Genomic DNA, 25,768 nt, shown 5'->3' with positions numbered 1-25,768 from the left:
CAATCAGTACACGACTATCGGTTTGAGGGGTTCCCTCCGACTGGGGGTAGAGGGCTTTTGAGGGATTTCTCCAGGCAGCATCTGAGGCTTGCTTGCCCGCCTGGGTCAAGCGAAAATACTTCCGGGGTGGTGCGCCGGGATAATAGTCCTGAAAGGCAGAGGGTTCCTCACGGCCGGTGGCCTCTACCCATCCCAGCCGTTGCAGCGTGGCAAAATAGGTCACAAAGCTGTGATACCGCATGCCGGTGGATTTATAGGGAATACGGTGCAGGTGCTTCTCGACCAGACCCTCAATATTATCGGGATCGAAGGGGCGGTGCTCCCGTTTGGCTTGCCGTTCCTCCTCCCGGACGGCCCGGTCTTCCGCCGTCGTTCTGATAAGGGCTTCCTTATAAGCGGTCAAAATATCCGCTTGAGGGGCTCCGGCATCCGGGTGTATCTTTGGTGAACCGTAAGGGGCTCGGCCCAAGAGGAATTCCCGGGTAAACCAGCCGGTGCCAAAGGGGCGAAGAAATCCACCTTTCGTGGGCTTAAGCTCCATCCGAGTTATCTTTCCCCCATAATCGGTCGTACCACTGCCTCGACTCATCACCGCTGACCTTGCGATAGCGAAGGGTCGTGTTGAAGCTGGAATGCCCGAGATGTTCCTGGAGCATTCTGAGACCATCGCCGCTGTCGTCGTGCTTTACGGCATTCACCGCAAATGCGTCTCGCAGTCGGTGCGGTGAAATGTTGTGCACCTTGCCGGTTTCCGGGTTCACCAGTTGGCCCAGCCCGGCTTTTTGGGCGTACAGCTTGATGATTCGCCATGCCTGCCCGCGCCCGATGCCGAAGATCAGATACTTTCCATTTCGCTCCACGGGGCCACCGCGATCGATATATTCTTGCAGCATCCTCAACGTCTCGGAATCGAGAGGGATGTTTCTCATCCTCTGATGCTCCTGTTCTCTGGCCAGCACTTCGGCCACCCCTGAGCCGCATTTGGGACAAAAGCTGTGCGCCTTTCCCAACCTGGCCCCGCATCGGGGACAGGCCAGCTTGGTCCTGGACTTGAGATGGATGATACGGACCATCCCCCGCTCAACATCGATATCCTTTACCTGAATTGACAGGGCCTCGGTCACCCGACACCCCAACCGGCACAGCAGCCGGATGAGCAAGCGGTCTCTGAGATTGTCGGCCTCGTTTTCCAGCCGTTTCAGTTCTTCCTGGTCGAGATAAGTCTTCATGGGCCTACCTCCCCGGCAAACCTTCTGGAAGTGGTTCACATCGCGTTTTCATTGCCGATTATCCATCGGTCGGCGTCGTTTCATCGGACCCTTTCTGACGAGCCCGTGAATAGTTCACAATCCCATCCATACTGATCATGGGAGTCCGATCCGGTTCGGCACCCATAAACCGTTCTTCAGAAAATCGTCACCATTAGCAGCTTTGTCAATTATTGGTTCCGGGCCTCCTAAATCTTGTCTTTCAACCAGCAAGCCCCATGGGTTTGCGAGTGCAGGATAACATCTAGCCGTGCGTATGTCAACACAGTTAGAACATATAACTGACATAACTTCTGCATACTTATGCTCTTGACAGACATATATATGCGCACTATAATACATATACAAGACAACTTTTGATATTTGAGGAGGTGGTGCTTTGGCTAAGAAACCTGCCGTTAAGCTCAGCGTCCGCCAGGAATGGCTGCGACGTCACGAAGAGGAGGGGGAATCCCCTCCTAAGATCGCCCAGAGGGATGGATTCGATGCGCGTACCGTGAGGAAGCAAATTCAGCTGGCCCGGGAGGAAAGAGACCTCACCGAATCCAGACAGGCCCTGCTGCGTCAGGCCATGGAGAGCCATCACAAGGACCTTATCTCTTTTTCGGAGAAGCTCCAAAAGGAAGTGGGCCGGTATCATGTCTCCCCCAGTCTGAAAGCCGATCCGTTTTGGGGGGCGTTGCGGGAGCACCTGCCAAAGTCTCCGTTATGGAAATCCATTGATCGGGTGGACCGCCTCAGTGAATCCTTGAAGGCACTGGAACAGCAGGTTGACCAAAGCTTCAAGAAGGCTGTTGAAGGCTTGCCGACGGCCAAATACGTGCCCAAAGCCGAGGGGATGGGCATTCGGGATGGCCTCTCCAGCGCCTTCAAACACTATTGTGTCTCCGGAGAAAAACTTCAGCCTCCACAGTTTCGACAAGAAGGTGTCGAACCGGGGGTGATAGAGATCTGCTACAACGAGTGGATATGTGTAGTGATGCAAGATGCTGGGGGGCAAGAATGCAAGGAATTTCTGACTTCTCTAATGACAGAGGCATGTCAATGGCCGCAGTGGCAGGAGATCATCACAAAGCGGTCGGAGCGGGATCGCGAGATGGAGGCGGTCAACGAGGAAATACTGGTCATCCGATTGCGGAGAATTGTTCCCGGCAAGTGTAAATACTGCCCATTATGAGCCATACACCGGACGGCATGTGACATTCTGGCTGAATGTTCCTTGTCAAATGGAGGGATTTTTCGGTATTGCTCGCATTTGGTTGGTTTTGGGTTTCTTGGTTAAATGGTTGTGGAGGGGTGAATCATGGATGAAACAAAAATAACCTGCCCACATTGTGGCTCATCGGCGGTAACTAAGTACGGTCACTACAAGGGAGTGCCAAGACACTGGTGCAAGGTTTGCAACCGAAAATTCAAGGATGACGGAACTCGCTTTCACATGAAGAAGACGCCAGCTAATGAAGTGGCATCGGCGTTGAGTATGTATTACGAAGGGATGAGCCAGAACGCAATCAGACGCCAGCTTCAACAGGATTATGGAGATTATCCATCCGATGCCACTGTTTACGAATGGATAGTCAAATCACGTTTCCTCTGGTGGTTATCCTGCATCAAATAATTAACCGCTCTGCCTCTTTACTGATCCCCACTTTTGCCGGTACTTCTCTTTGACCTGTGGATTCACCAAACCAGAGGGCCATTGATGCTTTAATAGTACATTGATCAGCTCTTCTCCGGCTATTCTGAACCCCTCGAAGATGGCTGTCCGCGAAACCCCGGCACTGTGGGCTGCGATAATGACGTTATCCAAGTGAACCTCCGCCGACGGGAGTCGGCGGCTTCTTGACGTCATAACTCTAGTCTCAACTGTCCCTTGTCTTCTCTTTCTTGGTGTTCCACATACTTTAAGATCATCGCTTCATTCATGCCAACGGTTGAGACACAGTATCCGCGGGACCATATCCCGCCTCGACTTATCGCTTTGCGTATGAACTCAAAACGTTCTCTCAGCTTTTTCGCGCTCTGCGATTTCATGTACTGGACTGCACTTCCCACCGATAGCCGAGGCGGAATTATGGTCACTATATGTACATGATCGACTTGCACATTGACCCTTATTACCTCGATATCATCGTCTAGCCCTTCCAGATTCATCAGCAGTTCCGTCAGATATTGGTCTACTCCCTTTACAAATATCCGCCGACGATATCGAGGTGTCCAGACGATATACGGCTATTCTTCCATATTAAGGGGCTCTGGATCAGCGACATCCAAGGCAGCTCCGGCTATCAAGCCCTTGACGAGAGCCTGATAGAGGGCCTGGGTTTCGACGACAGGTCCTCTCGCGGTGTTAATCAAATAAGCCTTGCGCTTCATCTTCTCAAACTGCGCCATGCCCATCATTCCCCTGGTTTGATCATCGAGCGGTGTGTGCAATGAGACAATATCCGATTCCACAAGGAGTTGGTTCAGTTCGTCCACCTTTTCCACCCCTAGTGAATCGCACAAGCTCTTTGAGGCATAGGGATCATAGGTGATCAGTCGCATCCCAAAGGCCTTTGCCTTGGGTACCAGCATCTTAGGAATGGCCCCAAACCCTACCAGTCCGAGTGTCTGCCCCCGCAGGCGCGCCAGATCGGGCCAGATATTTCGCAGGATATAGACTGAAAACTTACTGTTCCATTTCCCGGCCTTGGTCGCTTCGTTCAGGCTGACGATCTTTCGCGTGCAGGCCAGAATAAGAGCCATGGTATGGTCCGAAACCTCTTCGGCATTGAAGCCGGGAATGTTAGCCACCATAATACCCTGCTCTGTCGCTGTTGTTACATCTATTCCTTCATAACCCACGCCAATACTCTGGATAAAACGGCATTTCGGAAGTGCCCTCAGCACTCGTGGCGAGAGGATATTGACGATGGTGGCGATAAGCAAGGCGTCAGCATCTTGGGCAGTAGAGATACACTCATCCTCAGTGCGGCATGTTTTGACAGATACTTCGATATTTACCCCAGCCTGTTTGAATATCTGGGCATAATCGGGCATGAAGTCTGTCTTAACAAGCTGGACTACCTTAAAACTCACCTGAACCTCCTGTTGCAGTATTGGATCTCGCAGTTGCTGCCATGATCGGGATGATGCACCCTTGATCTCAGATGTTAGACTTGGATCGGTTTTCGGGGACATATCAGTCTGCCCAAAAGCACAGAATTTCCTCATAAAAAGAGGGGGAAAGATGAAAACCACCCATTTGGGATTCTGAAACAGAATTCTGGAGAGTGTAGACACCTGAAAGATATTTTTCGACTACTTATTCAGAGGTCCCCTGGCAATATCAGACTTTACTATTATTATCCAAAACAAACCCTATCGGCTCGCGACGTTTTCAGCTACTGTCGTTGTCAGGGGATTGAACATCTGGGGCCGATTAAGCTTTATGGTGACGATTCCTTCACTTTTGGAGTGGCCCATATTTCTAAAATCAACCTTTGCCTTCCGCTTTGTTTGATTGCGCGCTTGGTTTCCGAAAAAGACATCGCTACAAAAGTTGCCTGACCTGTTTTCTCAGGTCGGCACGAAAGTGAGGATGGGCAATATTGATAAGGGCATCGATTCGTTGCTTCCTGGTTTTACCTTTTAATCGAGCGACCCCATATTCGGTAATGATAATATCAGCCAGGTTTTTCTGTATGGTAACCGTTGTATGTTCGGGCAAGGCAACCACAATGCGGGATACAGTGCCATTCACTGCGGTAGACGGCAATACTGTAATGGCATGGCCTCCCTTGGACAGATGAGCGCCGATGACAAAAGGTATCTGCCCGCCAGCGGCGCTCATAACACGAGGCCCAAGGCTGTCGGCCACGATCTGACCGTGAATGTCCACCATGAGGGCATTGTTAATCGCCACTATGTTATCATGAGCGGCAATGGTTCTGACATCTTCCAGATAAGATACTGTGACCAAACGGATCAAAGGATTATTGTCAACCCATTCCATTTCAGCCCTGGTGCTTCCGCCGATCGAGGTAACCACAGCCAGATCAGGGTGAAGGGTTTTGCGTTTCCCATTTATCACTCCCTGTTGTATCAGGGTGATAATTCCCGGGGGCGTCGCCTCGGAGTGATATCCGATATCCTGCTTGCCGTTGAGCATCCCCATCTTTACCAGCGGTTCAGTGGTCCGGCCGATGCCAATTTGAATGGTGTCGCCATCCTTCAGTATTTCATTCACGTAGCCGCAGATCTTTGACAGATAGGGCTCGGGAGCTTTGATCGCCCTTCCGGCCAGAGTGCCCATTCCGGGAACCCCGCCGGTCGCCCGATGCTCCACGAAATAGTCGATCTCAGAAATGTGGATGTAGTTGTCCTCGCCGCAGGGCCTGATGAGACTTGGATTTACCTCTGCGATGGCAATCTTGGCATTCCGGATTTCCTCTTTCTTGTTCCAGCACGAGGCACCAAAACTGCAAAACCCGTTTCTATCCGGTGGAGACACCTCAGTGATGAGAACATCCGGCTGCCTGTTTCCGGGTGGCCGGTCAAGAGGAATGAGCCCGTACACACTCTGGTCGACCCGTCCCGTATCAATGGCTTCCTGGCAGGTGGCAGTGGGCATCCCGATGATCACCTGGAAGGAATCCTGCCAGCCTTCCTCATACCATCCGAAATCATACCCCGGAGTTGGAGCATTAACCACAACACTCTTCAGTTCCCCCAAACGAGATGCGATGGCCAGCCCAATGGCATGTGGCTCCCTGCCGGAGGTGAATGAGACAAAATTCCCGGATTTGACCACGCTGGCCGCCTGTTCTGCAGAGACCAGCTTTCTTTTGTATTCCTCTTCCCAGCTCATCCAATTCGCCATATCTTGTCAGCTCCTTTCAGCCACTGTGGCAAAACACTGTAAAGATAACCCCAATATACCCTCTCTTTAGAGGTATTCACTTGCTTTCGCGATGCGCCACGGCCATCTGATCGTTGCCCGACCTTCTGAGCATAGTCAGGCTTCAATATTGAGAGCCTGACTATACTTACTTCAGTTCTCTTCTTCAATACTCAGTCTTGTTTTCCAGTCTCGATTGGGAATGAATTCCTACCTTAATGGCTTCTCTTTGAAATAGTTCTTCTCCTCTTCAATGGCACCCGTGATCTCTTTTTCCTTCAACGACTTAATCAGATTGAACTCCCCGGGCCTGAACTGGATATTGGTCTGCCAGGTCTGTTCTTCTACGCCGGCATAAATGCCTGCGGCCACGCCTGAAATATCCATAGCCGTTTCAAAGCAAGCCTTTCCGGTCACAATTGCATCATAAGGCTGCCGACAGATCATGTCGACGACTTTCTTGACCTCTTCATCCAGCTTGGCTTTTGGAACCGCGCGATTGATCAACCCAGCTTCGACGGCCTCTTTGGCGCCGATGGGCCTTCCGGTGAGCATCATCTCTTTGGTTCTCTTCAGCCCGATGGTGTGGAAAAGGAGGACCATGTCAACTGGCGAGGCCCCCATAAAGCGATATGTAGGATCGGTGAATTCGGCATCGTCGCTGGCGATTACGATATCGCACACGGCAGCAAGCTGGAACGCTGTGCCGTAGCACTGCCCGTGAACCTGAGCAACCGTGGCCTTGAGGCAGGTCATCACCACCTGGTAAAATCCCCTCAATCCGTAGAGTTTATCCGCACGAGCATGCCGATATCTCTGGCTCGGTCTCCTCTCCTTGCCCTTTTCATTGTAGGCCTGTTTTATCCAATCCAGATCTACTCCGGTGGAAAAACACTTTCCGCTTCCTTTGAAAACCACAACCTTGACGTCGGTATCCTCTTCGGCATCGATCACCCGGTCTCTCAACTCCAGAAGATCGCCCGGGGTTGCCGCATTCAGCTTCTCCGGCTTGTTGAAGGTGATAGTAGCAATCCCCTTCTCCCTATCGACTTCATAAATACAATAGGGTTTCTCCGACTTCTGGAAGAACTTGGCATCCGCAATTTGGTAGCTTTCCTGCTTCTTTATGGCCATCACATTACTCCTTCGGCTTCACCAGCGAACTATCTTTCCAGCGCTCTTTGTTCGCTGCCAAGGCGCCCTTCGTGCCTCCCTCTCTTCCCGACCGGATCAGATTGAACTCATCCGGCTCGCTTCGCATCATATGCGCCCACACATGGGCTGCCAATCCGGCCGAAGCTTGCGCCTGTTTCCCCATGATGGCCAACGCCGTATTGAAGTTCTGTTTGCCGATATACAACGAGTCGGCAGCCTGGCGGCAAATCAACTCCGCCAGCTTGTTAGTCTCATCCTCAAGCTTGTCCAGAGGAACAACCTTATTGACCAGTCCACAGTCCAACGCTTCCTGGGCAGTCATCCCTCGGCCTGTGAACATAATTTCCTTGGTTTTGGTCAAACCGATTTTGAGGATCATCAGAACCATATCCTCGCCCATAGGACCGATATACCGGTATCCCGGATGGGTGAACCTGGCCTCATCACTGGCGACTATGAAGTCACAGCCGGAAGCGATCTGGAAATGACCGCCGTAGCAATATCCGTGTACCTGACAGATGGTTACTTTGGGGCTGTTATGGGGTGTCTGATTGAATGACCTGCGCCCGTAAGCCGAGTTCCGCAGCTCTACAGTACGGAAACCCTGGCTTCGAGGCCGCTCTACCTCACCCGGTTTGAGCGTATCATCACCGATGATCAGCGACGTATCCGCTCCGCTGGAGAAATGATCTCCTGCACCTTTCAAAATGATCACCTTCACATCCGGGTCCTCTCCGGCTTCGATGATCCGGGCTGTCAACTGCATATATTCCTCGGAGTCAGCCATATTCAGCTTCTCCGGCTTGTTAAAGGTGATCCGGGCTATCTTTGCCTCTCGATCCACCTCATAGAGACAGTAAGGCGCACGCCCCGGAACCACCCTCTTGTAATGGTATTGCTTCTGCATCTATTCCTCCCAGTATTATATTGTTCATGAAGGTCTTGCCCTCTTCCACACAGGTAAATCGTCATTCTCTTGCTTCCTTGTTGCGCCCGATGTTATCGAGGCGACTTCTATCGAAAGTCTGTCCGCTCTGGCTACCGGCGTGGACTTCTTCCCTTGTAGGACGTTGACCTGCCGCTATGAGAATGTCAAGTATGCGACCACCTGCATTGTCCTGGGCTGCTTGATCACCACTTGACAAGCCTGTCTCTCAGAGATCTTAAGCTCATCACAGACATGAGCCACTACCTGACGTCTCTTCGACGGGCTCAGAAGTTTCCCTGCGATACCTCTTTAAGGATGGCGTTATCCACGACAGATCCGCTACCAACTTCTTCAGCCGCGCATTCTCCTTCTTCAGATCCTTCAATTGCTTGGCCTGCTCCACCGTCATCCCGCCATACTCTTTGCGCCACCGATAATACGCCTTTTGGTCACCCCGATCTTTCGGCTGGCTTCCCCGATCATGGAACCATTGCTCAACATCACCTCAACTTCCCTCAGCTTGTTGATGATCTGCTCGGCTCCATACCGCTTCTTTGCCATTACAAGTCCCCCTTTCGATCCTGTCCAAGTCTAACATTTTACCTGGATCAGTTTTTGCGGGGCAAGGTCATATTCATTTCAAGAGTTGACTTGAAACACTTTGTAAAACCGGATGGCCCTACGACAATTGATGGCTCCAAGCTGATCGAGGAGAGAGGTTCTCTCTCTGCATACATATAAGAATTTCGCTTATTGTAACATTGATAACCATTGCTGTCAATTAGTAGACACAATTTAGAGACATAGCTGATGACAATAACGATATTATGTTCATATCGTCACTTAATATGTCGCTATTTGGATACGCATGTTCTACTCCCCTACCTCTAAGAACTCTGCCCTTCGGGTTTATTGGATCATATACACATGGTGATAGTGATTCCGCCGAAGTATGCAGTGAGCGACGTAGTTGGTGAGATGAAGCAATATACGGCGAGTAATCTGAGGGAAAAGTTTGCATGGTTGGAGAAGGTCTACTGGAAGGAGCAGGTGGTCTGGTCACCAGGATACTTTGTTTCCACAATAGGGCTGAATGAGAAACAGGTCATTGAGTATGTGAAGTGGCAAGGTGTCCAGGATCTACTTATCGATCATTTCAGATGCAAGAAGTATTTAGAGAGGAGGTTGGAATAAAGTCGCGGAACTTCACGAAAGGCTAGACCGCACATACAAATACCTGGTGCTAGTATCCAGTACCACCTATAGGTTCGGATAAAGATGTTTCAGCTTGGTACGTGCATCGGTAGTGGAGAAATGCCAGTGTATCTTGGACTGCCGATTATTCCGGTCGTTCTCCCAGGCAACGATGTAGCGTTGCCTGGTTCCCAAGTCGGGAATTCGACGATTGAGGCACTGAGCCGGTCCGTTTTCGAGTCAGGCCCCACCTGAAAGTGGCCTGATTATATTATCGCAGTCCGTTTTTTCTATCTTACCTCACCCAAAATGGGAGCATCGTCCTATGGTCTTCACCATCAGTGCAATGCACCGAGTGCACTTATCGATCCGGTAATGAAAACACTCGCTTTGGATGCGCTACATGGATCATTGTCTCCTTCTCTACAATGCTAGGAATACTGCCTAATTCCATCGTCAAGAAATGGGACATCTCTGTCACATTTTCAAACATCACCCGTAACACTATGTTGAACCGACCGGCAAGTATGAGTATTTTGGAAATTCTCCTGTCAGCCGTGAAGGTGTCAGCTACTGAACTGATGCTGCCCAATTCGACCCTCATAAGTATCATTGCTTCCACACCAAAACCAAATCGCAACGGATCTGCAACGGTGACCACTTTAAGAATGTTGTCGTTTAGCAGCGCCTGCAGTTTGCTGGTTACAGACGGTCTGCTCATTCCTGTCTTTTTTACCAGATGGGGGATGCTCGCTCTGGGGTTCAGTTCAAGTTCCCTAATCAAGCTAAGTTCTGATTGGTCGACAGAACGCGCAGCCTCTTGGTAGCCAACCGTTTCGCCACGCAAATACATCCAAGAACGCTTCTTAAACTTTAGCACCATCATTGTTTCGGCGTTGATGACATCTGGAATACGACTCAATTGTTGGTCCAGAAAGATGAGTACCTCCTGCCGGTTGCAGAAAACTGCAGAGACGATAATATCGTAGCGACCGCTAGTCAAATAGACAAACATAATGCTCGAGTTATGGGCTAACTCATTCGCAACCACATGTGCTTTACCTGAGCGTGTATGTAATGCCACCACCACGCTCACTTGAAAGCCCAAGGCTGCCTGATCACACACGGCACCAAATTTGATCATTCCCTCGTCAACCAACCAGCGAAATCTCTTGTGAACGGTTGCATGACTTACTCTCAGCTTTGTGGCCAGATCACGAACACTTTGCCTGGGATTAAGCTCCAATTCTTTCACCAACTCAAGGTCTAATTCATCCAGCTTGACTATGGGGAGACCACTGTTGTCCATATTGCCTTCCCCATTGGGCGTTGCGAAATGTCGATTCTTTGGTGGCCATGACATCGGTTGGGGATCATTCACTGACATTTGAACACCTCATGCATAATGCTATTAGTTTGGACACCTTGAAAGCATAGGTTAGAATCGTTAAGTGGGTATTCAGATAGCAGACCAGGATAAGTCACATCTACCAGCTAGCCCTGTCACTGGAACCCGTTCAGCCAAGGGATTCAACCAGACGGTAATCAAGTGTCCATATAAGAGTCAAGAGCCGCAGATTTAACCCGAGATTCTATTACATACAGATCATTGAGATTGTAACATCTTTTAACATCACTTTTTACATCAGTCCCTTACCCCTGCAGGGTTTGGATCAATTGCCATTGGTTACACATTGAACAGATCAGAAAAACCTCTGGAGTAAGGCGTACACCAAGGTGCTGGTGTTCATAACAGGTCTGTTTTTATAGTATCATATTGTATGGTATATGGTAACAATGTGTAATGTATATGCCAAATTAAGTTACGCTCGTATACTTACTGTAGGAAATATATTGACAATGTTGCTGAATGCTGTTACAATGTACAATACTCAACAAACAGATTGAAATCTGATTTGGTGGCAATGAAAGTGCAATTACCGTTACGCTAACTGGACAAAGTACGTACTGTAGTGCAACAAATGAACACACAATTGGCTAACATGCTGAACTTAGGATATGCGCATTTTGTGCTTCAAAGCGGGAGGGTTGTGTATAACAGACGAGAAGTAATGGAGAGCGACGGGTTTTCCCCGAAGGATCACATTGGGCGTGAGTGGACGTCGCTGGTATCCCCAGAGTGTGCAGGCAACGTGTCAAGTGTACACCGCAAAGTACTGGGACAGCAGGGACTCTTTGGATCGTTCGATGCCGTCGCGTTGAATGTCAAGCACGAAAAAGTTTCATACCACTGTATCGTATGGCCTATCCAATACAGACTCCAGCCAGCCATTGCAGGGGTCCTCAAGAGGAAGAGGAGTAAATCGGAATCGAAGCTACAAGTCAAAGAAGGAGCGGATCTCGAAAAGTATTTTGGCATATTCCAAGACATAAGACCAATTGGCGAGTGCATTGCTGCCTTTCAGGATAGAGGTAGCAATGGGCTCAATTGTTTTCTTGCCAATGCTAATTTCTTGCGATTATCAGGATACACTATCAATGAGCTGAAGTCGTTGTCATTACGAGATTTAGTCCCTGGGGAAATGCAGAATAGTGAAAGAGATATTCACTCTTTGAGAAAAGGGCAGGAAGTCGCACCAGGGCTATGTGAATCGTTGATGATTAGAAAAGACGGTGTCAGCATACCTATAGGTATTTCTAGTGGCTACCTCAGGACGTATGCGGACACGATTGCCTTGATTGTCTACGTGAGCGATTTGACAAAGAGAAGGGGACTGAAGGATGCAGATACACAACATCTAGAAGCATTGAGGTCGTGTGGTAACCATGTGACAAATGCCCAAGAGAACGGAGGCAGCAGCGAGTTGGCCAGTGAGAACGTGTTCCGATCCGGTGACCTGACAATCGACTTTTCTCGATGCAGAGTCACCATAAGGGGACAGCAAATTAGTCTGAGTGCCACTGAGTATAAACTGTTGACCTGTCTGGCTCGAAATGCGGGTTCAGTTGTCACTCAAGATCAACTTGTGAATGAGGTTTGGGGCAGCAGTTCACTGGGTGACAAAGAGCTACTCTATGTTAATCTGTGCCGGATCAGGTTGAAAATGGGGGATAACGCAAGGGAGTCACGATTCATCATCGCCAATCGTGGCTTTGGATACATGCTGTCGGATCGGGGATAATGTCCTCCGGACAACTGGCTCTTCAATTTGAGGGCGGATGGCAATAGTGGACTGCGATAATATTAGTCAGACCACTTTCAGGTGGGGTCTGACTCCATAGTGGACACCAAAACCCCTTCATGCCACCAGCTGTCCAGCATAGAGATGTTGCTCATAAGCCACCGGGGACATGTACCCTAGTCTGGCCTGTCGCCGCTGCCGGTTGTAGAACACTTCGATATACTCGCTGATATCCCGGATCGCCTCCTGTCTGGTCCTGTACCGACAGTGGTGGACCAGTTCTTGCTTGAGCGTTCCCCAGAAGCTCTCCATGGGTGCGTTGTCATAACAGTTCCCTTTCTGGCTCATCGATGCCCTCATTCCAAACCGGTCCAGCAGCTTCTGATACTCAAAAGAGCAATATTGACTGCCCCGATCGGAGTGGTGAATCAACCCCTTTGCGGGTCGTTTGGCGGCCACAGCCTGGAACAGCGATTGGCTCACCAGGCTCTTGGTCAAACGCTCTCCCATGGCATAGCCGACGATCTGGCCAGTGCGAAGATCCTTGTGGCCGGCCAGATACAGCCAGCCTTCCCCTGTTGGGATGTAGGTGATATCACTCACCCAGACCGTATTGGGCTGAGATATCTCAAACTGCTGGTTCAATAAGTTCTCTGCTACCGGCAGGGCATGCTTGGAGTCAGTGGTGGCCTCGTACTTCTTCGTCTGTTTACAGCGTATGCCCAGCTTATTCCGGATGCGTCTGATCCGCCATATCCCGACATGGATGTCGTGTTCCTCCATGTCGCGCCGCAACCGATCAGGACCACAGGTCTGACGCGTCCGCTTATGTGCTGCCTTGATCTCCAGTTCCAACCGCGCTTCCTCACGAGATCGCTTCGACGGCGGTCTCTCCGACCAGGCGTAGTAGCCGCTGGCGGATACCTGGTAAATCCGGCACATCATCGGCACCGGGTACTGAAGTCGCATCTCCTTCATCATCGTGTACCGGGCAGCGACTCCTTGGCAAAGTACACGGCTGCTTTTTTAGCAGGTCCCGCTCCATCCGAGTCTCTGCCAATTCCCTCTTGGTCCGGGCCAGTTCCAGCTCTATTTCGGTCAACGGCCTATATGTCTTGCCTGTTGTCAATCAGCGAAATGGGACACTTTTTGAATCGAACACTTTTGGGTCTTCAGGTGGAGAGAATAAGCTCTTTGAAGGACTGATTGTAAGCTCTGCGATGATTGAGTGTTTGTGACCTCACCTCCTTCCGGCGTTCCAGTATCTGCTCTCTCCGGTCATATAGGACATCAGCAGGCGTGACGTTGCTGAGTGCCTGGTGGTAACGGCGATAGTTATAGTAGTCGACGAAGTCGGCAATGGCCTGTTCCAGCAGGCTGGGAAGCTCATAGGGCAACTGGTTCACCTCTCGCTTTAGAGACTGCTGATAACGCTCCACCTTTCCGTTGGTCTGAGGATGGAACGGTGCGGACAGGATATGACCGATGCCCACCAGGTGCAGGTAATCCCGGAAGGCTCTGGAGACATAACCGGCTCCGTTATCTGAGAGCAGTTTGGTACGGTCCTCAACGGGGATATCGGTCATGCCGGTGGTATCAATCGCTTCCTGGACTACCTCGATGAGGGAGTTGGCCGTCATATCCTTTTGCAGCTTCCACCCCAGGATGAAGCGGGAATAGTCATCCATCACGGTCACCAGGTAATAGTAGCCCCAGCCGACCACCCGGAAGTAGGAGGCATCCGTGGCCCACATTTGGTGCGGCCGCGTGGTCTTGGTGTGGTATTCCTTACCGGCCATTGGTTTGGTCTCCTGACGTTTCACGAGCCCTTCCCTTCTTAAGATGCGGTACACCGTTGACTCCGATATGGCGAAAGCTTCATGATCGGTAATCCAGGTTGAGAGTTGCCGACTGCTGAACTCAGGAAACTCACGGGCCAGGGCCAGTACCTTGTCGTCTTCTTCGGGAGTGATCCGGTTCCATGGCCTTCTCCTCTTCCCTGGAAATGACTCCCCATGCCGCCACCGATAGTAGGTACTCCGGGGTATTCCCAGCTCTGCCAGCGCCTGCCTCTTTTGCCCAGTCAGGGTCTCCACCCGGTCCAGAACCAAGACTTTCTCCACGCCACTCATCCGTTGGTACCTTTGTGGCCCTCCAGGGGCGGAATGGCTGTTTTTTTGAGCCGGTACACCTCCAGAGACAGATCGGCTACCAGATGCTTGAGCTCACCGTTTTCCCGTTTCAGTTGCTCAATCTCCTGGCGTGTGGCATCCCTCACCGTATCCCGGGTCAGCCGCTCCTTCCCTGCCTCCATGAAATCCTTGGTCCAGGCGTAGAAGGCCCCAGGCTTGATCCCCTCCCGCCGGCAGAGATCCCTTACCCCCACCTCCCGTCTGAACCCCTCCAGGACAATGCGCACCTTCTCTTCCGGAGTATACTTATGTCGCGCAGCCACCCTGACCTGCTGCATGAACCCTCTGGTCTCCTGAGTCCTGGCTTCAGCAGCATTCGCTTTCTCTTCGTTGTTCTGGGACACGCTTAGCTCCTTTCTGTATTGACATTACTCTACTACCTCACTGGAGCTTGTGCTACCCCACCCCTCCCCCTGTTCGGTTCCTTCACCCCTTTTTGTGTCCCATTTTAGCTGACGATCTACAGTCTTGCCCACATCCCCCAACTTCCCAGCCTTGTAGGCTTTCACCCAGTTTAGTGAAACTCCGCCGACAGGAGTCGCGGCGGCTTCTGGAATACGCGACTCTTGACCCTTGTCCAATTGTCGCGCGCCTTCGGCGGCCTATCCATCCCCGGACAGGAGTCTGGGGCTTTGACGGCAGAGTAATCTGAGGGAAAAGTTTGCATGTTTGGAGAAGGTCTACTGGAAGGAGCAGGTGGTCTGGTCACCAGGATACTTTGTTTCCACAATAGGGCTGAATGAGAAACAGGTCATTGAGTATGTGAAGTGGCAAGGTGTCCAGGATTCAGGTCAAGCTTCGCTTGACCTGTAAAGTGCCACGGGCAGAGCCCGTGGCACTTTACAGATGTTCGATGGTACGAGACGTCACTCCCATCGCCTCGGCTGCATCCGCTACAACCCAAGCAGGCCCTTCTGGGCCCGCATCACACAGGAGCAAAGCTCGTGCGTAAAGGAAACGTTTTGCGTCAGTTCTGGCCATCTTGGTCATGGCTTCAAGGTCCATGCACTCTGGCGCTGTCAAGGTCACCCGACAGCGTGGCTTCATGGCAAAACCTCCTCGGGAAGTTACCGTGATTATACCACATTATACGAAATATATTGTGTTACAAGATACTAGCCTTCAAGCGTGATTAGCGGAAGTATCGCGGGTATGGCTGGCCATCTTCTCGAAGACATAGTGCCTGAGTTGCGGTACAAAGGCGTAACGGAGAAGCAGATCGATGCCATTTAAACCCCTAAGGTTTTGCGCCAAATCTGCGAAACTGGTTCAGTAATCCATCGGTTGTGTGCGATTATTGGGCCGGAGTGTGCCTAAACGAGCCCAAGGGTTCAGAGGATGCAAGGTGTCCCAGCACTCGCTACAGTTTGGCAATGCGGCCCACGACTATACAAGTCTTCGTCGGCCTTTTGATTTCCCTTACAACATCCTTACAAGGGATGGCAAACTAATTGACACTCGTCTTGTGGTACGTTAATGTAGGCGCAAAGTAACGTAATCGTAGGAGTGCTGAGGTGTCTGCCCGACATGCTAAACATGTTCCCTCATGGATATCGGGTTGAAGCAGGAGTCAAAAGCTGAATAAAGCTGGTAAGCCTAGGTTGGGGTATTTATCCAGGATTCAGTGATATGTGATTATCTTAATTAAAGAGGATGAGTGAATGAAGCTATTTGAATCGGGCAAGATTGGAAACATGGTGACGAGAAATAGAGTAGCGATGTGTCCGATGGGTACGGTTGGGCTTCTGGACTTGGACCAGGGTTTTTCCCGAAGGTTGGTAGATTACTTTAGCGCCCGCGCCAGGGGTGGTACGGGCATGATTTTTACCGGCGTTGTGGCTGTCAGCACTGCTGTGGAGAGTGGCATGACAACGATCGTCAGCAGGCTCGATGACCAGAAGCACATAGGGCGGCTTAACGAGCTTTGCGACGCCGTGCATCACTATGGAGCGAAGCTTGTAATTCAACTATCGCCGGGATTTGGGCGGATAAATTTCACCCAAGGCAATCCGATTCAACCCGTTTCTGCCTCGGCGGTTCCCTGTATGTGGGATCCTAGTGTAATCACTCGTGAGTTGGCTGTGGAGGAGATTGATCAGTTGGTGAATGCCTATGCAATTTCTGCCGGGATGGCCAAAATGGCTGAGGTGGATGCCATAGAGATACATGGTTACGGTGGTTACCTCATGGACCAATTCACGAGTTCGATTTGGAACAAGCGCACCGATAAATACGGCGGTGACCTTGATGGCAGGCTCAGATTTCCGATGGAGATAATTGGCGCCGCAAGGGCGGCCGTAGGAAAGGGTTTCCCCCTGATCTACAAGTTCACGGCTGACCATGGTATTGAGGGTGGGCGCAAGCTGGAGGAAGGGTTAAAGATTGCCAAACGTTTGGAGAAGGCTGGGGTAGATGCGCTGCATGTTTCCGGGGGCTGCTACGAAATATGGCATCGCACCATACCGTTCACGTATGAGCCTCGAGCCAGTTGGATTTACCTGTCTGAGGCAGTGAAGAAAGTGGTCAACGTCCCTGTAATCGCCGATGGCAAGCTGGGATGCCCGGAAGTAGCCGAGAGCGCTCTCCAGGAGCAGAAGACTGATTTCGTCGGTCTGGGAAGACCGCTTATCGCTGATCCAGAATGGGCAAACAAGGTAAAGGCAGGAAAGCTAGACGACATCAGGCCATGCATCGGAGACAATGAGGGATGCCTTGGCCGTGCATTTGGAGGCAAATATCTCAGCTGCACTGTGAACCCGGCTGCCGGTCTGGAAAGGGAGTATACTCTAACGCCGGTGGAGAAATGCAAACATGTGCTGGTAGTGGGAGGTGGGCCGGGCGGAATGGAGGCGGCTAGAGTAGCAGCCTCAAGGGGTCATGAAGTAACTCTCTGGGAGAAGGAAGCTAGACTGGGTGGCAAGCTGATACCCGCCTCTGTCCCCGACTTCAAACAGGACATCAGGCCTCTGATAGACTACCTCTCAACCCAGGTTCGGAAGCTGGGTGTGAAAGTTGCATTTATGATGGAAGCCTCCCCGGAACTGATTCAAAAAGTAAAACCTGATGTGGTAATCATCGCCATCGGTGCCAGCCCGCTGGTTCCGGAAGTCCCAGGCATAGGTGCAGAGAATGTGGTCAGTGCGCTAGATGTGCTTCTCGGCAAGAAGGGGACAGGTTCAACCGTGGTCGTGGTCGGTGGAGGTCTGGTTGGTTGTGAAACCGCTGCTTACCTAGCTAGAAAGGGCGGGAAGGTGACCGTTGTAGAAATGATGGGGCAATTGGTACCAGAGGGGATGAGCGCTACTGCCATGATGGGGCTTATGGAATTGGTAGAGAAGAGCAAGGTAAAGGTGATGCTCAACACAAAACTTCTGGAAGTAACTAAGAACGGTGCTATCGTTGACGCTGGTGGCTCCAGGAGAGAGTTGAAGGCTGATTCTATAGTAGTGGCCTTGGGGTTCAAACCCCAGTCAGCGCTTCGCGATGCGCTCGAAGGCACGGTCCCCGAGCTATATGCCGTGGGCGACTGTGTCCGGCCACGCAACATCCTGCACGCCATGTGGGAAGGCTTTCATACGTCTCGTGTGATCTAGGAGTGATATTGCGTCAACCAGTTGCAGAGCCGATTGCGAAAGTCAGGCAATCCAGAAACCAAAATTGAGGCCGTTCAAAAACTGGCCTGGGAGTGTTGACGGGTTTGTACAAGTTTGAAGCTGGTCGAACCTGGTTTGAGCGGGGGCTGAGAGGATACACAGTCCAGCCGAATGCAAAGGTAAAAGGTCTATAAGACAGGATATTAACGAAAGCAGAACAAAGACTTGGCGAAGAGAGCTAGTCGCAGTCTAAGCATTTATAGGAGGCAAAATGGGACTATGTTACCAGGGTAAAACACTCAAGAAAGTTGTGGAGGAGAGAGACGAACTTTTCAAGAAGACGGGTTACTGCTATGGGCTGGAGAAACTCGAACTTATAGAAAATGACCCGGCCAGGTTCATGCGATTCCAGATGAAGCTGGTGGCTGCGTGTGTGAGTTGCAGGGAGACTGCAAGGTTGATAACAGCCAATCCTGCGGCTGTAGTGATGGGTGAATTGGTTTTTATGCTGGCAACTGCAGAGGGTGATTGCGTCGCCGCTTCTTATGGGCTTGTTGGCCATGTCCAGAGTTTCCCCTTTTTCATAGACAGTATAGCTAAACTGGGTTTCGAAGACAACCCTGGAGTCAGGAAGGGAGATCTGTTCTTCTGTAACGATCCTTATTATGGTGCTCCCCACCATAATGACTGCTACACCTGGGTTCCAATTTTTCATGAGGGGGAATTGATTGCCTGGAGTGCGGGGTGCAATCATATTTTGGACGTTGGGTCATTCCAGACTGGCGGCCTTGGCACTATCACCTTTGACACGTTTACTGATGGCTTTACCTGCCCTCCTTTGAAGACCGGAGAGGATTTTCTGCAACACAGGTGGTGGGACCTATTCTGGCAGAGGCGAACGAGAATGGGGACCCTCAATATTCTGGATGACAAGATGCGTGTCGCAGGGTCAGTGGGGCTGCATGATAAGATTTTGGAAGTCGTGGAAGAGTTTGGGGTGGACTATTTCAGGGAAGGGCTACACGAGATACTTGAGAGGGAGAGAAGAGTACAGTTACAGAGGATCAAAAATCAGGCAATCCCGGGCAAATATCAATATCGTTACTTCAGCACGGTAAGGTACAAGGGAATCGGGGGCGCACTCTTTCCCAACTCTAATAAGGATTGGATGCTTCAGTTGCCGGCGGAAGTCCTAATACGCCCTAACGCCACCATATCAATTGACGTGGAAGGCATGAGCAGCGAGGACAGTTTTTATGCCAACTCCTATAAGCCCGCAATCCTGATGGTAAGTTCGCTAGGCCCCTGGCCAATGTTTGCCTATTCCCTAACCCTCAATACATCTCTGTTGTATGTGACCGATTGGAACATACCACCAGGGACCTTGGGCAATCCTCAAAACCCCTATCAGGCAACAACTTTACTTGAGGCCCCCGCTAAGTACCTGTTTATGTTCAGGGATGTTTTCAGCCGCGCGTACTTTTCCAGAGGATTCCTGGAGGAATGTTTCCCAGGAGGTGCCACGGGGGCCATTTATGGGCAGGCCGGAGTATTCGCTGACGGATTTCGTTGGGGAGCGGGTGATTGGAGTCTTATGGGTGCTGAAGCTAGTGCTGCAACACCCTACAAGGACGGTGAGGTCGTCTCATGTTCGGGACCAAACCCGCAGAGTGATATGGGCGAGGTTGAGGCCTGTGAATTCATGATACCGACTAATCTGCACCTCGGCAAAAAGTTGATCCCCAACTACTGCGGGCATGGCAAGTTCAGGGGTGGCCTCGGGTCGGGTCAGACCTTTCTCATCGTCGATCCCGGGCAAAATCTGAACGTGAACCTTTACATGATCACTCATGGGACTGGCCATTGCTGTTCTGGAATGTCCGGTGGCTATCTTGCGCCGAACGCTGCCGGTGTCTTTGTGCATGACACAAATATGAGGGAAATTCTGGCAAATGGTGGGACGTACCCCAGGGATATAGTTGAGATCAGGGAATGGTTAAAGGACGGCAGGCTCAAGGCTGGCCGAGTGGCAGTTTATGACCATCCTACACCTAATATTCCGGTGAAGGACGGCGATCTATTTGCAATAGCCGCTGGCGCCAAGGGTGGATGGGGGGACCCACTGGAGAGGGAGATGAGTCTGCTGGAGAATGACGTTCGTTATGGGTGGCTGAGTCCTGACGTAGTAGAGAGTGTTTACGGAGCTGTTATCGACGAGAAAGGCAAGGTGAAAGCTAACGAGAGCGCTAAACTGCGGCAGCAGATGCGGAGCAGGCGGAAGGAGAGATCCGTTCTTGTCAAGGATTGGTGGCATCAAGAGAGGGAGAAGGTACTGAATAAGGAGTTACCCGAGCTTGTTCGCAATATGTATGGCGATTGTCTCAAATACGGAAAATTCCGTAGGGAATTCACACAGATGTGGCACCTTCCTGAGGAATACCAGATATAGGAGAGAAACGATGGAAAAAGTGACCAAGGAAAATTTAAAGCTGCTGGTGGAGGGCAAAATCCCCTGGGGAGAAGCGAAGAGAATAATTCGTCTGTCTCCTAAGGATGAGGACCGTTTCTTTAAGTACGTGGAGTTGTTACAGGAAAAGGTTCCTTGGAGGGATAAGATACTGCTCCGCATCGGGGATCACCTTTATATTGTGGCCAAGGAGGGTGCTGGTCGGGTGGTTAAGTGTGATTGCGGGCAGGAATTCGGTGATTACCGGGTTAACTGGAAACTGAGTTGCCGAATCTCTGTCAGAAGGTCCCGCCAAGAGATGGCAGAGGTAGTCACGGTGGAAGAGGCTATACCCGATCCTAATCTGGTAGAGATGAGGGAATACTATTGTCCAGGATGTCTGGCTCAGCTCGCCGTGGAAGTTCTGCCAAGCGGGTATCCACCGCTGTTCGATATGCTACCTGACCTGGACACCTTGTATAGGGAATGGTTAGGTAAACCGCTACCGGATGAGCGGCCGGACTGGTTTGAAGATAAGAGCTCGGATCTAATTGCTCAGTGGGCAAAGGGGCGATAACATGACAAAGAAGACACAAGATAAATACTTATGGGCTCAGGATGCTGGTGGCTCAATGACTGACACCTTCCTTATTGATGACCAAGGAAGATTTGCAACCGGGAAATGCTTAACTGACAACAATAATGAAGCTGTCAGCTATGTCGGCTCTATAACAGATGCGGCCAGACGTTGGAACATGACCGCTGCCGAGGTTTTCCAAGAAACACGTGCCTCCATTTATGCTGGCACAACAATGGTGAATATCCTGGTTACCCAGAGTGGGAGTAAGGTGGGATTGCTGGTAACCAGGGGCTTCGGGCACATGCCGATTATGGAGAAAGGCTTGACCTGGATAGGACAAACCTACGAGGATGTATTGCATCAGCAGCTGCACGAGCACAACCCCTGGTTGGTGCAGCCACAGCACGTTAAAGAGGTCACGGAGCGCATCTCGTGCGGTAGCTACTATTCTGCTCACCACTATGAGCCTGGGCGCGTCGTCATTCCGCTACGTGAGGAAGATGTGGTTAAGGGTGTCAACGAACTTCTGGACGACGGAGTTGAGGTGATAGGAGTTCTGACCTTGGCATCCTATGTGAACCCGCTTCATGAAAAGAGGATAGGCGAAATCACCAGGCAGTTAGTGAAAGAGCGAGGGGTTGATGTCCCTGTCGTTGTCTCTCACGAAATATGTCCGTTACCTAATGAAAATGAAAGATTGAAGACTGTCTTGCTGCAGTGCTACATGGCTGAAGTTGCCAGGAAACGACTATTCTCTTTGGAAGCAACGGCCAAGAAAGCGGGGTATAAGCACGACTTGTTGACCCTGCTATCTTATGGCGCAGTTGCTGATATTCGCTATCCCAAGCTTGCTGAAGCTGCTATATCCGGACCTGTAGGCGGCATGCTTGGCGGCAAATTCATCGCCGACCTTTTAGGTATACCTAATATCGTTTGCTGGGACTTGGGCTGCACTACCTGCGACATCGGGCTTATTGCCGCGGGACAGTTGCCGATTGATAAACAGCCCAGTTTCGCCGGCCACAAGCTTAGGATGCCCATGGTCTCAATAGACTCCATAGGAGCGGGGACCAGCCATGTGATTCACGCTGATCCGGAGACCAAGAGGATCACCATAGGACCCGAAAGCGTGAGAGCCGCCCTAGGTACCTGCTGGCAAGCCTCGGAGATCACGATCGGAGACATTGACCTCGCTCTGCTGCTGCTGAATCCTGACTACTATCTAGGCGGCACTGTAAAAGTCAGCAGGGAGAAAGCACTAAAAGAGTTGGAAAAGCGCGTGGCCAAGCCTTTGGGTCAGGACCTATATGACGTTTCAAGCAAGATTCTGGATTTGTTGCACGGAAAGGTTGCGGACCATATCAATGGAGTACTGTTATCAAAAGGCCTCAATCCTGGTGATTTTACTTTGCTGGTCTATGGCGCTGCAGGCCCGTTGCATTTGTGGGGGCTTGAGCGGGCCATCAAGTTTGACAAAGTGCTCATCGTACCTTGGGCGGCAGTATTTTCCGCTTTTGGTGTGGCCAGCGCCGACTATTTCCATCGCTATGATCAAGCGGTCAATGTGTTCTTGACTCCCGGCATGCCGGAGGAATTCAAGCTTGCGCAGGGTAAGGCTTTGAGCCAGACATTCCAGCAGTTGGAGCAACGTGGCTACGCAGAACTTGCGGCCGAAAACTTCTCAAGAGCCCAGGTGACCTTCAGATATGGAATGTCTGCCAGATACGTGGGGCAGATATTTTCCTGGGAGGTTCCGCTCGAGAGCGGGAGGGTAAAGACTCTGGCAGATATACAAAAAGTCATCGACAGTTTCGAGAAGACCTATACTGCGATATACCCTGCTGCAGCGCGCTATCCTGAGGTAGGTTATCAGATAACTGAGATTTACGTCGAGGCGATAGCACAAAAGGTTAAACCTGTCATACCCTCATACCCACTTGAAGGCAAGGAACCTTCGAAAAGGGCTTACAAGGGACAAAGAGAGATCTATATGGACGGAGGTTGGCTCAAATTTGACCTCTGGGAGATGGAGTTGCTGAACGCTGGGAACAGGGTTGATGGCCCGGCCATTCTCGAGCATCCAATGACTACACTCATCATACCACCGACGAACTATGTGGAATTAGATGAACGCAAGTTTATTTGGTATAAAAGGAAGTAATAGTGGATCAACCCTCTGCCTTGTAGCTTTATGCCATCCGCTGTTGGACGAATGAATCGAATTAAAAATGGTTCAAAACGGAGGCCAAATATGCAAAGCCCAGAAGCCACTGTTGCAAAGTTAGAGCAACGAATCAAACGGGTGGAGGATATCGAGGCTATCAAGAACCTCAAGAATAGGTATGTATTCTCGGTTGACACGGGTAGGCTCGAGGACGCAATAGCTACCTTCTCTGAAAAGGCGGTCGCTGATTATGGAGTACTTGGTCTCTACAAGGGCAGGAAAGCCATCGGAGACTTTCTCACCGCGGGAAGTACTTTTAGTGTCCATCACCTGCATAACCCTCAAATCGAAATCGTTACTGACACAACAGCCAAAGGTATTTGGGGGCTTCAGGCCATGATCCATTTAGTTGCCGCGGACAAGGCGTACTGGATGGTAGGCTACTACACCGACGAATATGTTAAAGAAAAGGGGGAGTGGAAGCAGGGGAAATTGCAGATCACGTGGCAAACGATCACAGAATATGAACAGGGCTGGGTCAAACAAAGAATGGCCATGTGAGACAGTTTCATGTAGGCGACTAACGCTTCGGGTGTTTCACCTTGAGAAACAATTTGGGGAAGAATTCCAGCGGTGCCTGACGTGGAGCAGTCAGGAAGGTGCGCTTGAGGCTGGTGGGTCTTGAATCAAGCTCGGGAAGTCTAGTTCCGTCGAATTAGAAGAAGAGGCGTTTGGAATCATGGCAACAGTGAGAAAACTTAAAGAGAACACAGTGCTGCCTGAAAGATGGGACCTAGAGGTGGACATTGTGGTGGCCGGATATGGAGCAACCGGGGCTGCCGCTGCTATTGAGGCACATGATAGAGGAGCTGAAGTGCTTATCCTTGAGAAGATGCCTAAGCCAGGCGGTAATACTTTGATCTCCGGAGGCATAATACTTGCTGCTGGCACTTCCTTTCAAAAGGCGAGGGGTATCGACGACAGCGCTGATGCGTTCTTGACGTACCTTAAGGCTACCGCAGAGGGACAGGCAGATGAAGAGCGCCTGAGAAGCAATGCGGAGAAATCAGCGGAGAGTATTGAGTGGCTTATGAATCTGGGTGTCAAGTTCCCGCCTGAACTGCTAATGTTCACGGGATTGGAAAGACTCCCCCAATATGATAGCCTGACGCCAGCCAAACCGAGGGGCCACATTGTTCAGGAGGGTACGGGTGAGGGCTTGATGAATCCACTGGGGAAGGCTATCGATCAACGACGCATCCGAGTAATGCTAGAAAACCCAGTACGAGAGCTGATAAGGCATCCTGCCACGAGAGAGGTGGTCGGCGTCAAGACAGACAAGGAATATATCAGGGCTGGGAGGGCGGTAATTCTAGCAACGGGTGGGTTCTCTCGCAACGAAGAGATGGTACGCAATTATCTGCCAGCATATGTGGGAAGTTTGCCAATGTGTGCTCTCATGGGTATTGATGGAGATGGCATAAGGGTAGCCCAAGCGTTGGGCGCTGATCTGGTGAATATGGGTTTGCTCAACCTGTTGGTAGGAGTGCCGGGAGGCCTTATCACTGTCAAACCTGGTAAGCAAGTGAGGCTGATATATGCGCCCAGAATCACAATTATGAAAGAGGCACCGTGCGTTCTCGTGACCAAGAAGGGCCGCAGATTTGTTGACGAGTATATGCACTATGAATTGCTGGGCCCGAAGATGAGAGAGGTCGAAGACCAAGCGTGCTGGTGCATTTTTGATCAAAATGCCCTGAGAAATTGTCCAACAGTCCTGCACATGGCCAGTGCGGGATTGAAAGACGAAATCGAACAGGGCATGGTGAAGAAAGCATCAACGCTCGCCGAGTTGGCAAAGCAGATAGGTATGGATCCCGATACTCTCCAGGATACGGTTTTCACCTTTAGTGAGAATGCTGGGAAATGCATAGACCCTGAATTTGGCAGGACTTTGCACCTTGTTCCCATCAAGAGTGGCCCTTTCTACGCCATGCAGTATAAGACCGTGTTCGTCTTGACTGCGGGGGGATTGAAGATTAATTCCAGATGTCGGGTAATAGACGTCTTTGGCAAAGAGATCCCGCGACTATATGCCGGCGGTGAGACTGCAGGTGGGTCCACAGGCAAATTGTATACCAGTGGCACTGCACTTATGAATTGTTTTGTGACTGGTCGTATCGCGGGTCAAAATGCTGCGCAAGAGAAAGCGTGGGTTTAGTC

Annotated in this window: 22 protein-coding genes and 2 pseudogenes; 10 read left to right on the top strand and 14 right to left on the bottom strand. The window is 50.9% G+C overall.

Features of this window, described 5'->3' with window-relative positions:
• Positions 1-541 (bottom strand): hypothetical protein (locus tag PHV74_01995; protein MDD5093137.1); only part of this gene is annotated, 541 nt, incomplete at its 3' end.
• Positions 531-1,229, bottom strand: coding sequence for a tyrosine-type recombinase/integrase (locus PHV74_01990; protein ID MDD5093136.1), 699 nt, complete (start codon positions 1,227-1,229; stop codon positions 531-533). The genes PHV74_01990 and PHV74_01995, both read right to left, overlap by 11 nt.
• A gap of 418 nt (positions 1,230-1,647) precedes the next feature.
• Here PHV74_01990 and PHV74_01985 point away from each other — a divergent pair, with 418 nt between their 5' ends.
• Together PHV74_01985 and PHV74_01980 are read left to right on the top strand one after the other, a co-directional pair.
• Positions 1,648-2,445 (top strand): hypothetical protein, encoded by a 798-nt coding sequence (locus PHV74_01985; protein ID MDD5093135.1) that lies wholly within the window; start codon positions 1,648-1,650, stop codon positions 2,443-2,445.
• A gap of 126 nt (positions 2,446-2,571) precedes the next feature.
• A complete protein-coding gene (locus tag PHV74_01980) occupies positions 2,572-2,886 on the top strand; it encodes a hypothetical protein (protein MDD5093134.1) in 315 nt (104 codons plus the stop codon).
• On the opposite strand, the gene PHV74_01975 is transcribed toward PHV74_01980, so the two are convergent.
• The 7 genes and pseudogenes from PHV74_01975 to PHV74_01945 all read right to left on the bottom strand — a co-directional run bounded on the left by PHV74_01975 (position 2,887) and on the right by PHV74_01945 (position 8,794).
• Positions 2,887-3,078: a hypothetical protein gene (locus PHV74_01975; protein ID MDD5093133.1), complete on the bottom strand. Its 192-nt coding sequence runs from the start codon at positions 3,076-3,078 to the stop codon at positions 2,887-2,889.
• A gap of 38 nt (positions 3,079-3,116) precedes the next feature.
• Positions 3,117-3,494, bottom strand: coding sequence for an IS200/IS605 family transposase (gene tnpA / locus PHV74_01970; protein MDD5093132.1), 378 nt, complete (start codon positions 3,492-3,494; stop codon positions 3,117-3,119).
• A 6-nt stretch (positions 3,495-3,500) separates the two neighbouring features.
• Positions 3,501-4,349: a C-terminal binding protein gene (locus PHV74_01965; GenBank protein MDD5093131.1), complete on the bottom strand. Its 849-nt coding sequence runs from the start codon at positions 4,347-4,349 to the stop codon at positions 3,501-3,503.
• Between the two features lie 454 nt (positions 4,350-4,803).
• Positions 4,804-6,132: an acetyl-CoA hydrolase/transferase C-terminal domain-containing protein gene (locus PHV74_01960; GenBank protein ID MDD5093130.1), complete on the bottom strand. Its 1,329-nt coding sequence runs from the start codon at positions 6,130-6,132 to the stop codon at positions 4,804-4,806.
• 228 nt (positions 6,133-6,360) lie between these two features.
• Positions 6,361-7,284, bottom strand: coding sequence for an enoyl-CoA hydratase/isomerase family protein (locus tag PHV74_01955; GenBank protein MDD5093129.1), 924 nt, complete (start codon positions 7,282-7,284; stop codon positions 6,361-6,363).
• A 4-nt stretch (positions 7,285-7,288) separates the two neighbouring features.
• Positions 7,289-8,212 (bottom strand): enoyl-CoA hydratase/isomerase family protein, encoded by a 924-nt coding sequence (locus PHV74_01950; protein MDD5093128.1) that lies wholly within the window; start codon positions 8,210-8,212, stop codon positions 7,289-7,291.
• 225 nt (positions 8,213-8,437) lie between these two features.
• Positions 8,438-8,794 (bottom strand): annotated as a pseudogene (locus PHV74_01945) (transposase).
• Between the two features lie 366 nt (positions 8,795-9,160).
• Here PHV74_01945 and PHV74_01940 point away from each other — a divergent pair.
• Positions 9,161-9,427, top strand: coding sequence for a transposase (locus tag PHV74_01940; protein ID MDD5093127.1), 267 nt, complete (start codon positions 9,161-9,163; stop codon positions 9,425-9,427).
• A gap of 361 nt (positions 9,428-9,788) precedes the next feature.
• On the opposite strand, the gene PHV74_01935 is transcribed toward PHV74_01940, so the two are convergent.
• Positions 9,789-10,814: an Lrp/AsnC ligand binding domain-containing protein gene (locus PHV74_01935; protein MDD5093126.1), complete on the bottom strand. Its 1,026-nt coding sequence runs from the start codon at positions 10,812-10,814 to the stop codon at positions 9,789-9,791.
• Between the two features lie 1,402 nt (positions 10,815-12,216).
• On the opposite strand from PHV74_01935, the gene PHV74_01930 reads away from it, so the two are divergent.
• Positions 12,217-12,570: a response regulator transcription factor gene (locus PHV74_01930; protein MDD5093125.1), complete on the top strand. Its 354-nt coding sequence runs from the start codon at positions 12,217-12,219 to the stop codon at positions 12,568-12,570.
• Positions 12,571-12,687: 117 nt separating this feature from the next.
• Here the strand turns inward: PHV74_01930 and PHV74_01925 are convergent.
• The 4 genes and pseudogenes from PHV74_01925 to PHV74_01910 all read right to left on the bottom strand — a co-directional run bounded on the left by PHV74_01925 (position 12,688) and on the right by PHV74_01910 (position 15,809).
• A pseudogene (locus PHV74_01925) lies at positions 12,688-13,669 on the bottom strand (IS3 family transposase).
• 73 nt (positions 13,670-13,742) lie between these two features.
• A complete protein-coding gene (locus PHV74_01920; protein ID MDD5093124.1) occupies positions 13,743-14,693 on the bottom strand; it encodes an IS3 family transposase in 951 nt (316 codons plus the stop codon).
• Between the two features lie 5 nt (positions 14,694-14,698).
• Positions 14,699-15,106, bottom strand: a complete 408-nt coding sequence (locus tag PHV74_01915; GenBank protein MDD5093123.1) for a transposase — start codon at positions 15,104-15,106, stop codon at positions 14,699-14,701.
• A 496-nt stretch (positions 15,107-15,602) separates the two neighbouring features.
• Positions 15,603-15,809: a hypothetical protein gene (locus PHV74_01910; protein ID MDD5093122.1), complete on the bottom strand. Its 207-nt coding sequence runs from the start codon at positions 15,807-15,809 to the stop codon at positions 15,603-15,605.
• Between the two features lie 614 nt (positions 15,810-16,423).
• On the opposite strand from PHV74_01910, the gene PHV74_01905 reads away from it, so the two are divergent.
• The 6 genes from PHV74_01905 (at position 16,424) to PHV74_01880 (ending at position 25,766) form a co-directional block, all read left to right on the top strand.
• A complete protein-coding gene (locus PHV74_01905) occupies positions 16,424-18,355 on the top strand; it encodes an FAD-dependent oxidoreductase (protein ID MDD5093121.1) in 1,932 nt (643 codons plus the stop codon).
• A 271-nt stretch (positions 18,356-18,626) separates the two neighbouring features.
• Positions 18,627-20,804 (top strand): hydantoinase B/oxoprolinase family protein, encoded by a 2,178-nt coding sequence (locus PHV74_01900; protein ID MDD5093120.1) that lies wholly within the window; start codon positions 18,627-18,629, stop codon positions 20,802-20,804.
• Between the two features lie 10 nt (positions 20,805-20,814).
• Complete coding sequence (locus PHV74_01895) at positions 20,815-21,378, top strand: acetone carboxylase subunit gamma (GenBank protein ID MDD5093119.1); 564 nt, start codon at positions 20,815-20,817, stop codon at positions 21,376-21,378.
• A 1-nt stretch (position 21,379) separates the two neighbouring features.
• Entirely contained in the window at positions 21,380-23,542 is a 2,163-nt protein-coding gene (locus PHV74_01890) for a hydantoinase/oxoprolinase family protein (protein ID MDD5093118.1), read from the top strand.
• Positions 23,543-23,632: 90 nt separating this feature from the next.
• Positions 23,633-24,106, top strand: coding sequence for a nuclear transport factor 2 family protein (locus PHV74_01885; protein MDD5093117.1), 474 nt, complete (start codon positions 23,633-23,635; stop codon positions 24,104-24,106).
• A gap of 178 nt (positions 24,107-24,284) precedes the next feature.
• Positions 24,285-25,766 (top strand): FAD-dependent oxidoreductase, encoded by a 1,482-nt coding sequence (locus tag PHV74_01880; protein ID MDD5093116.1) that lies wholly within the window; start codon positions 24,285-24,287, stop codon positions 25,764-25,766.
• Positions 25,767-25,768 lie beyond the last annotated feature (2 nt).

The organism is Dehalococcoidia bacterium, assembly GCA_028711995.1.
Lineage (GTDB): Bacteria > Chloroflexota > Dehalococcoidia > SZUA-161 > SpSt-899 > JAQTRE01.
Note: the sequence above shows the minus strand (reverse complement) of the source record. Positions and strands in the feature narration are given on the sequence as shown.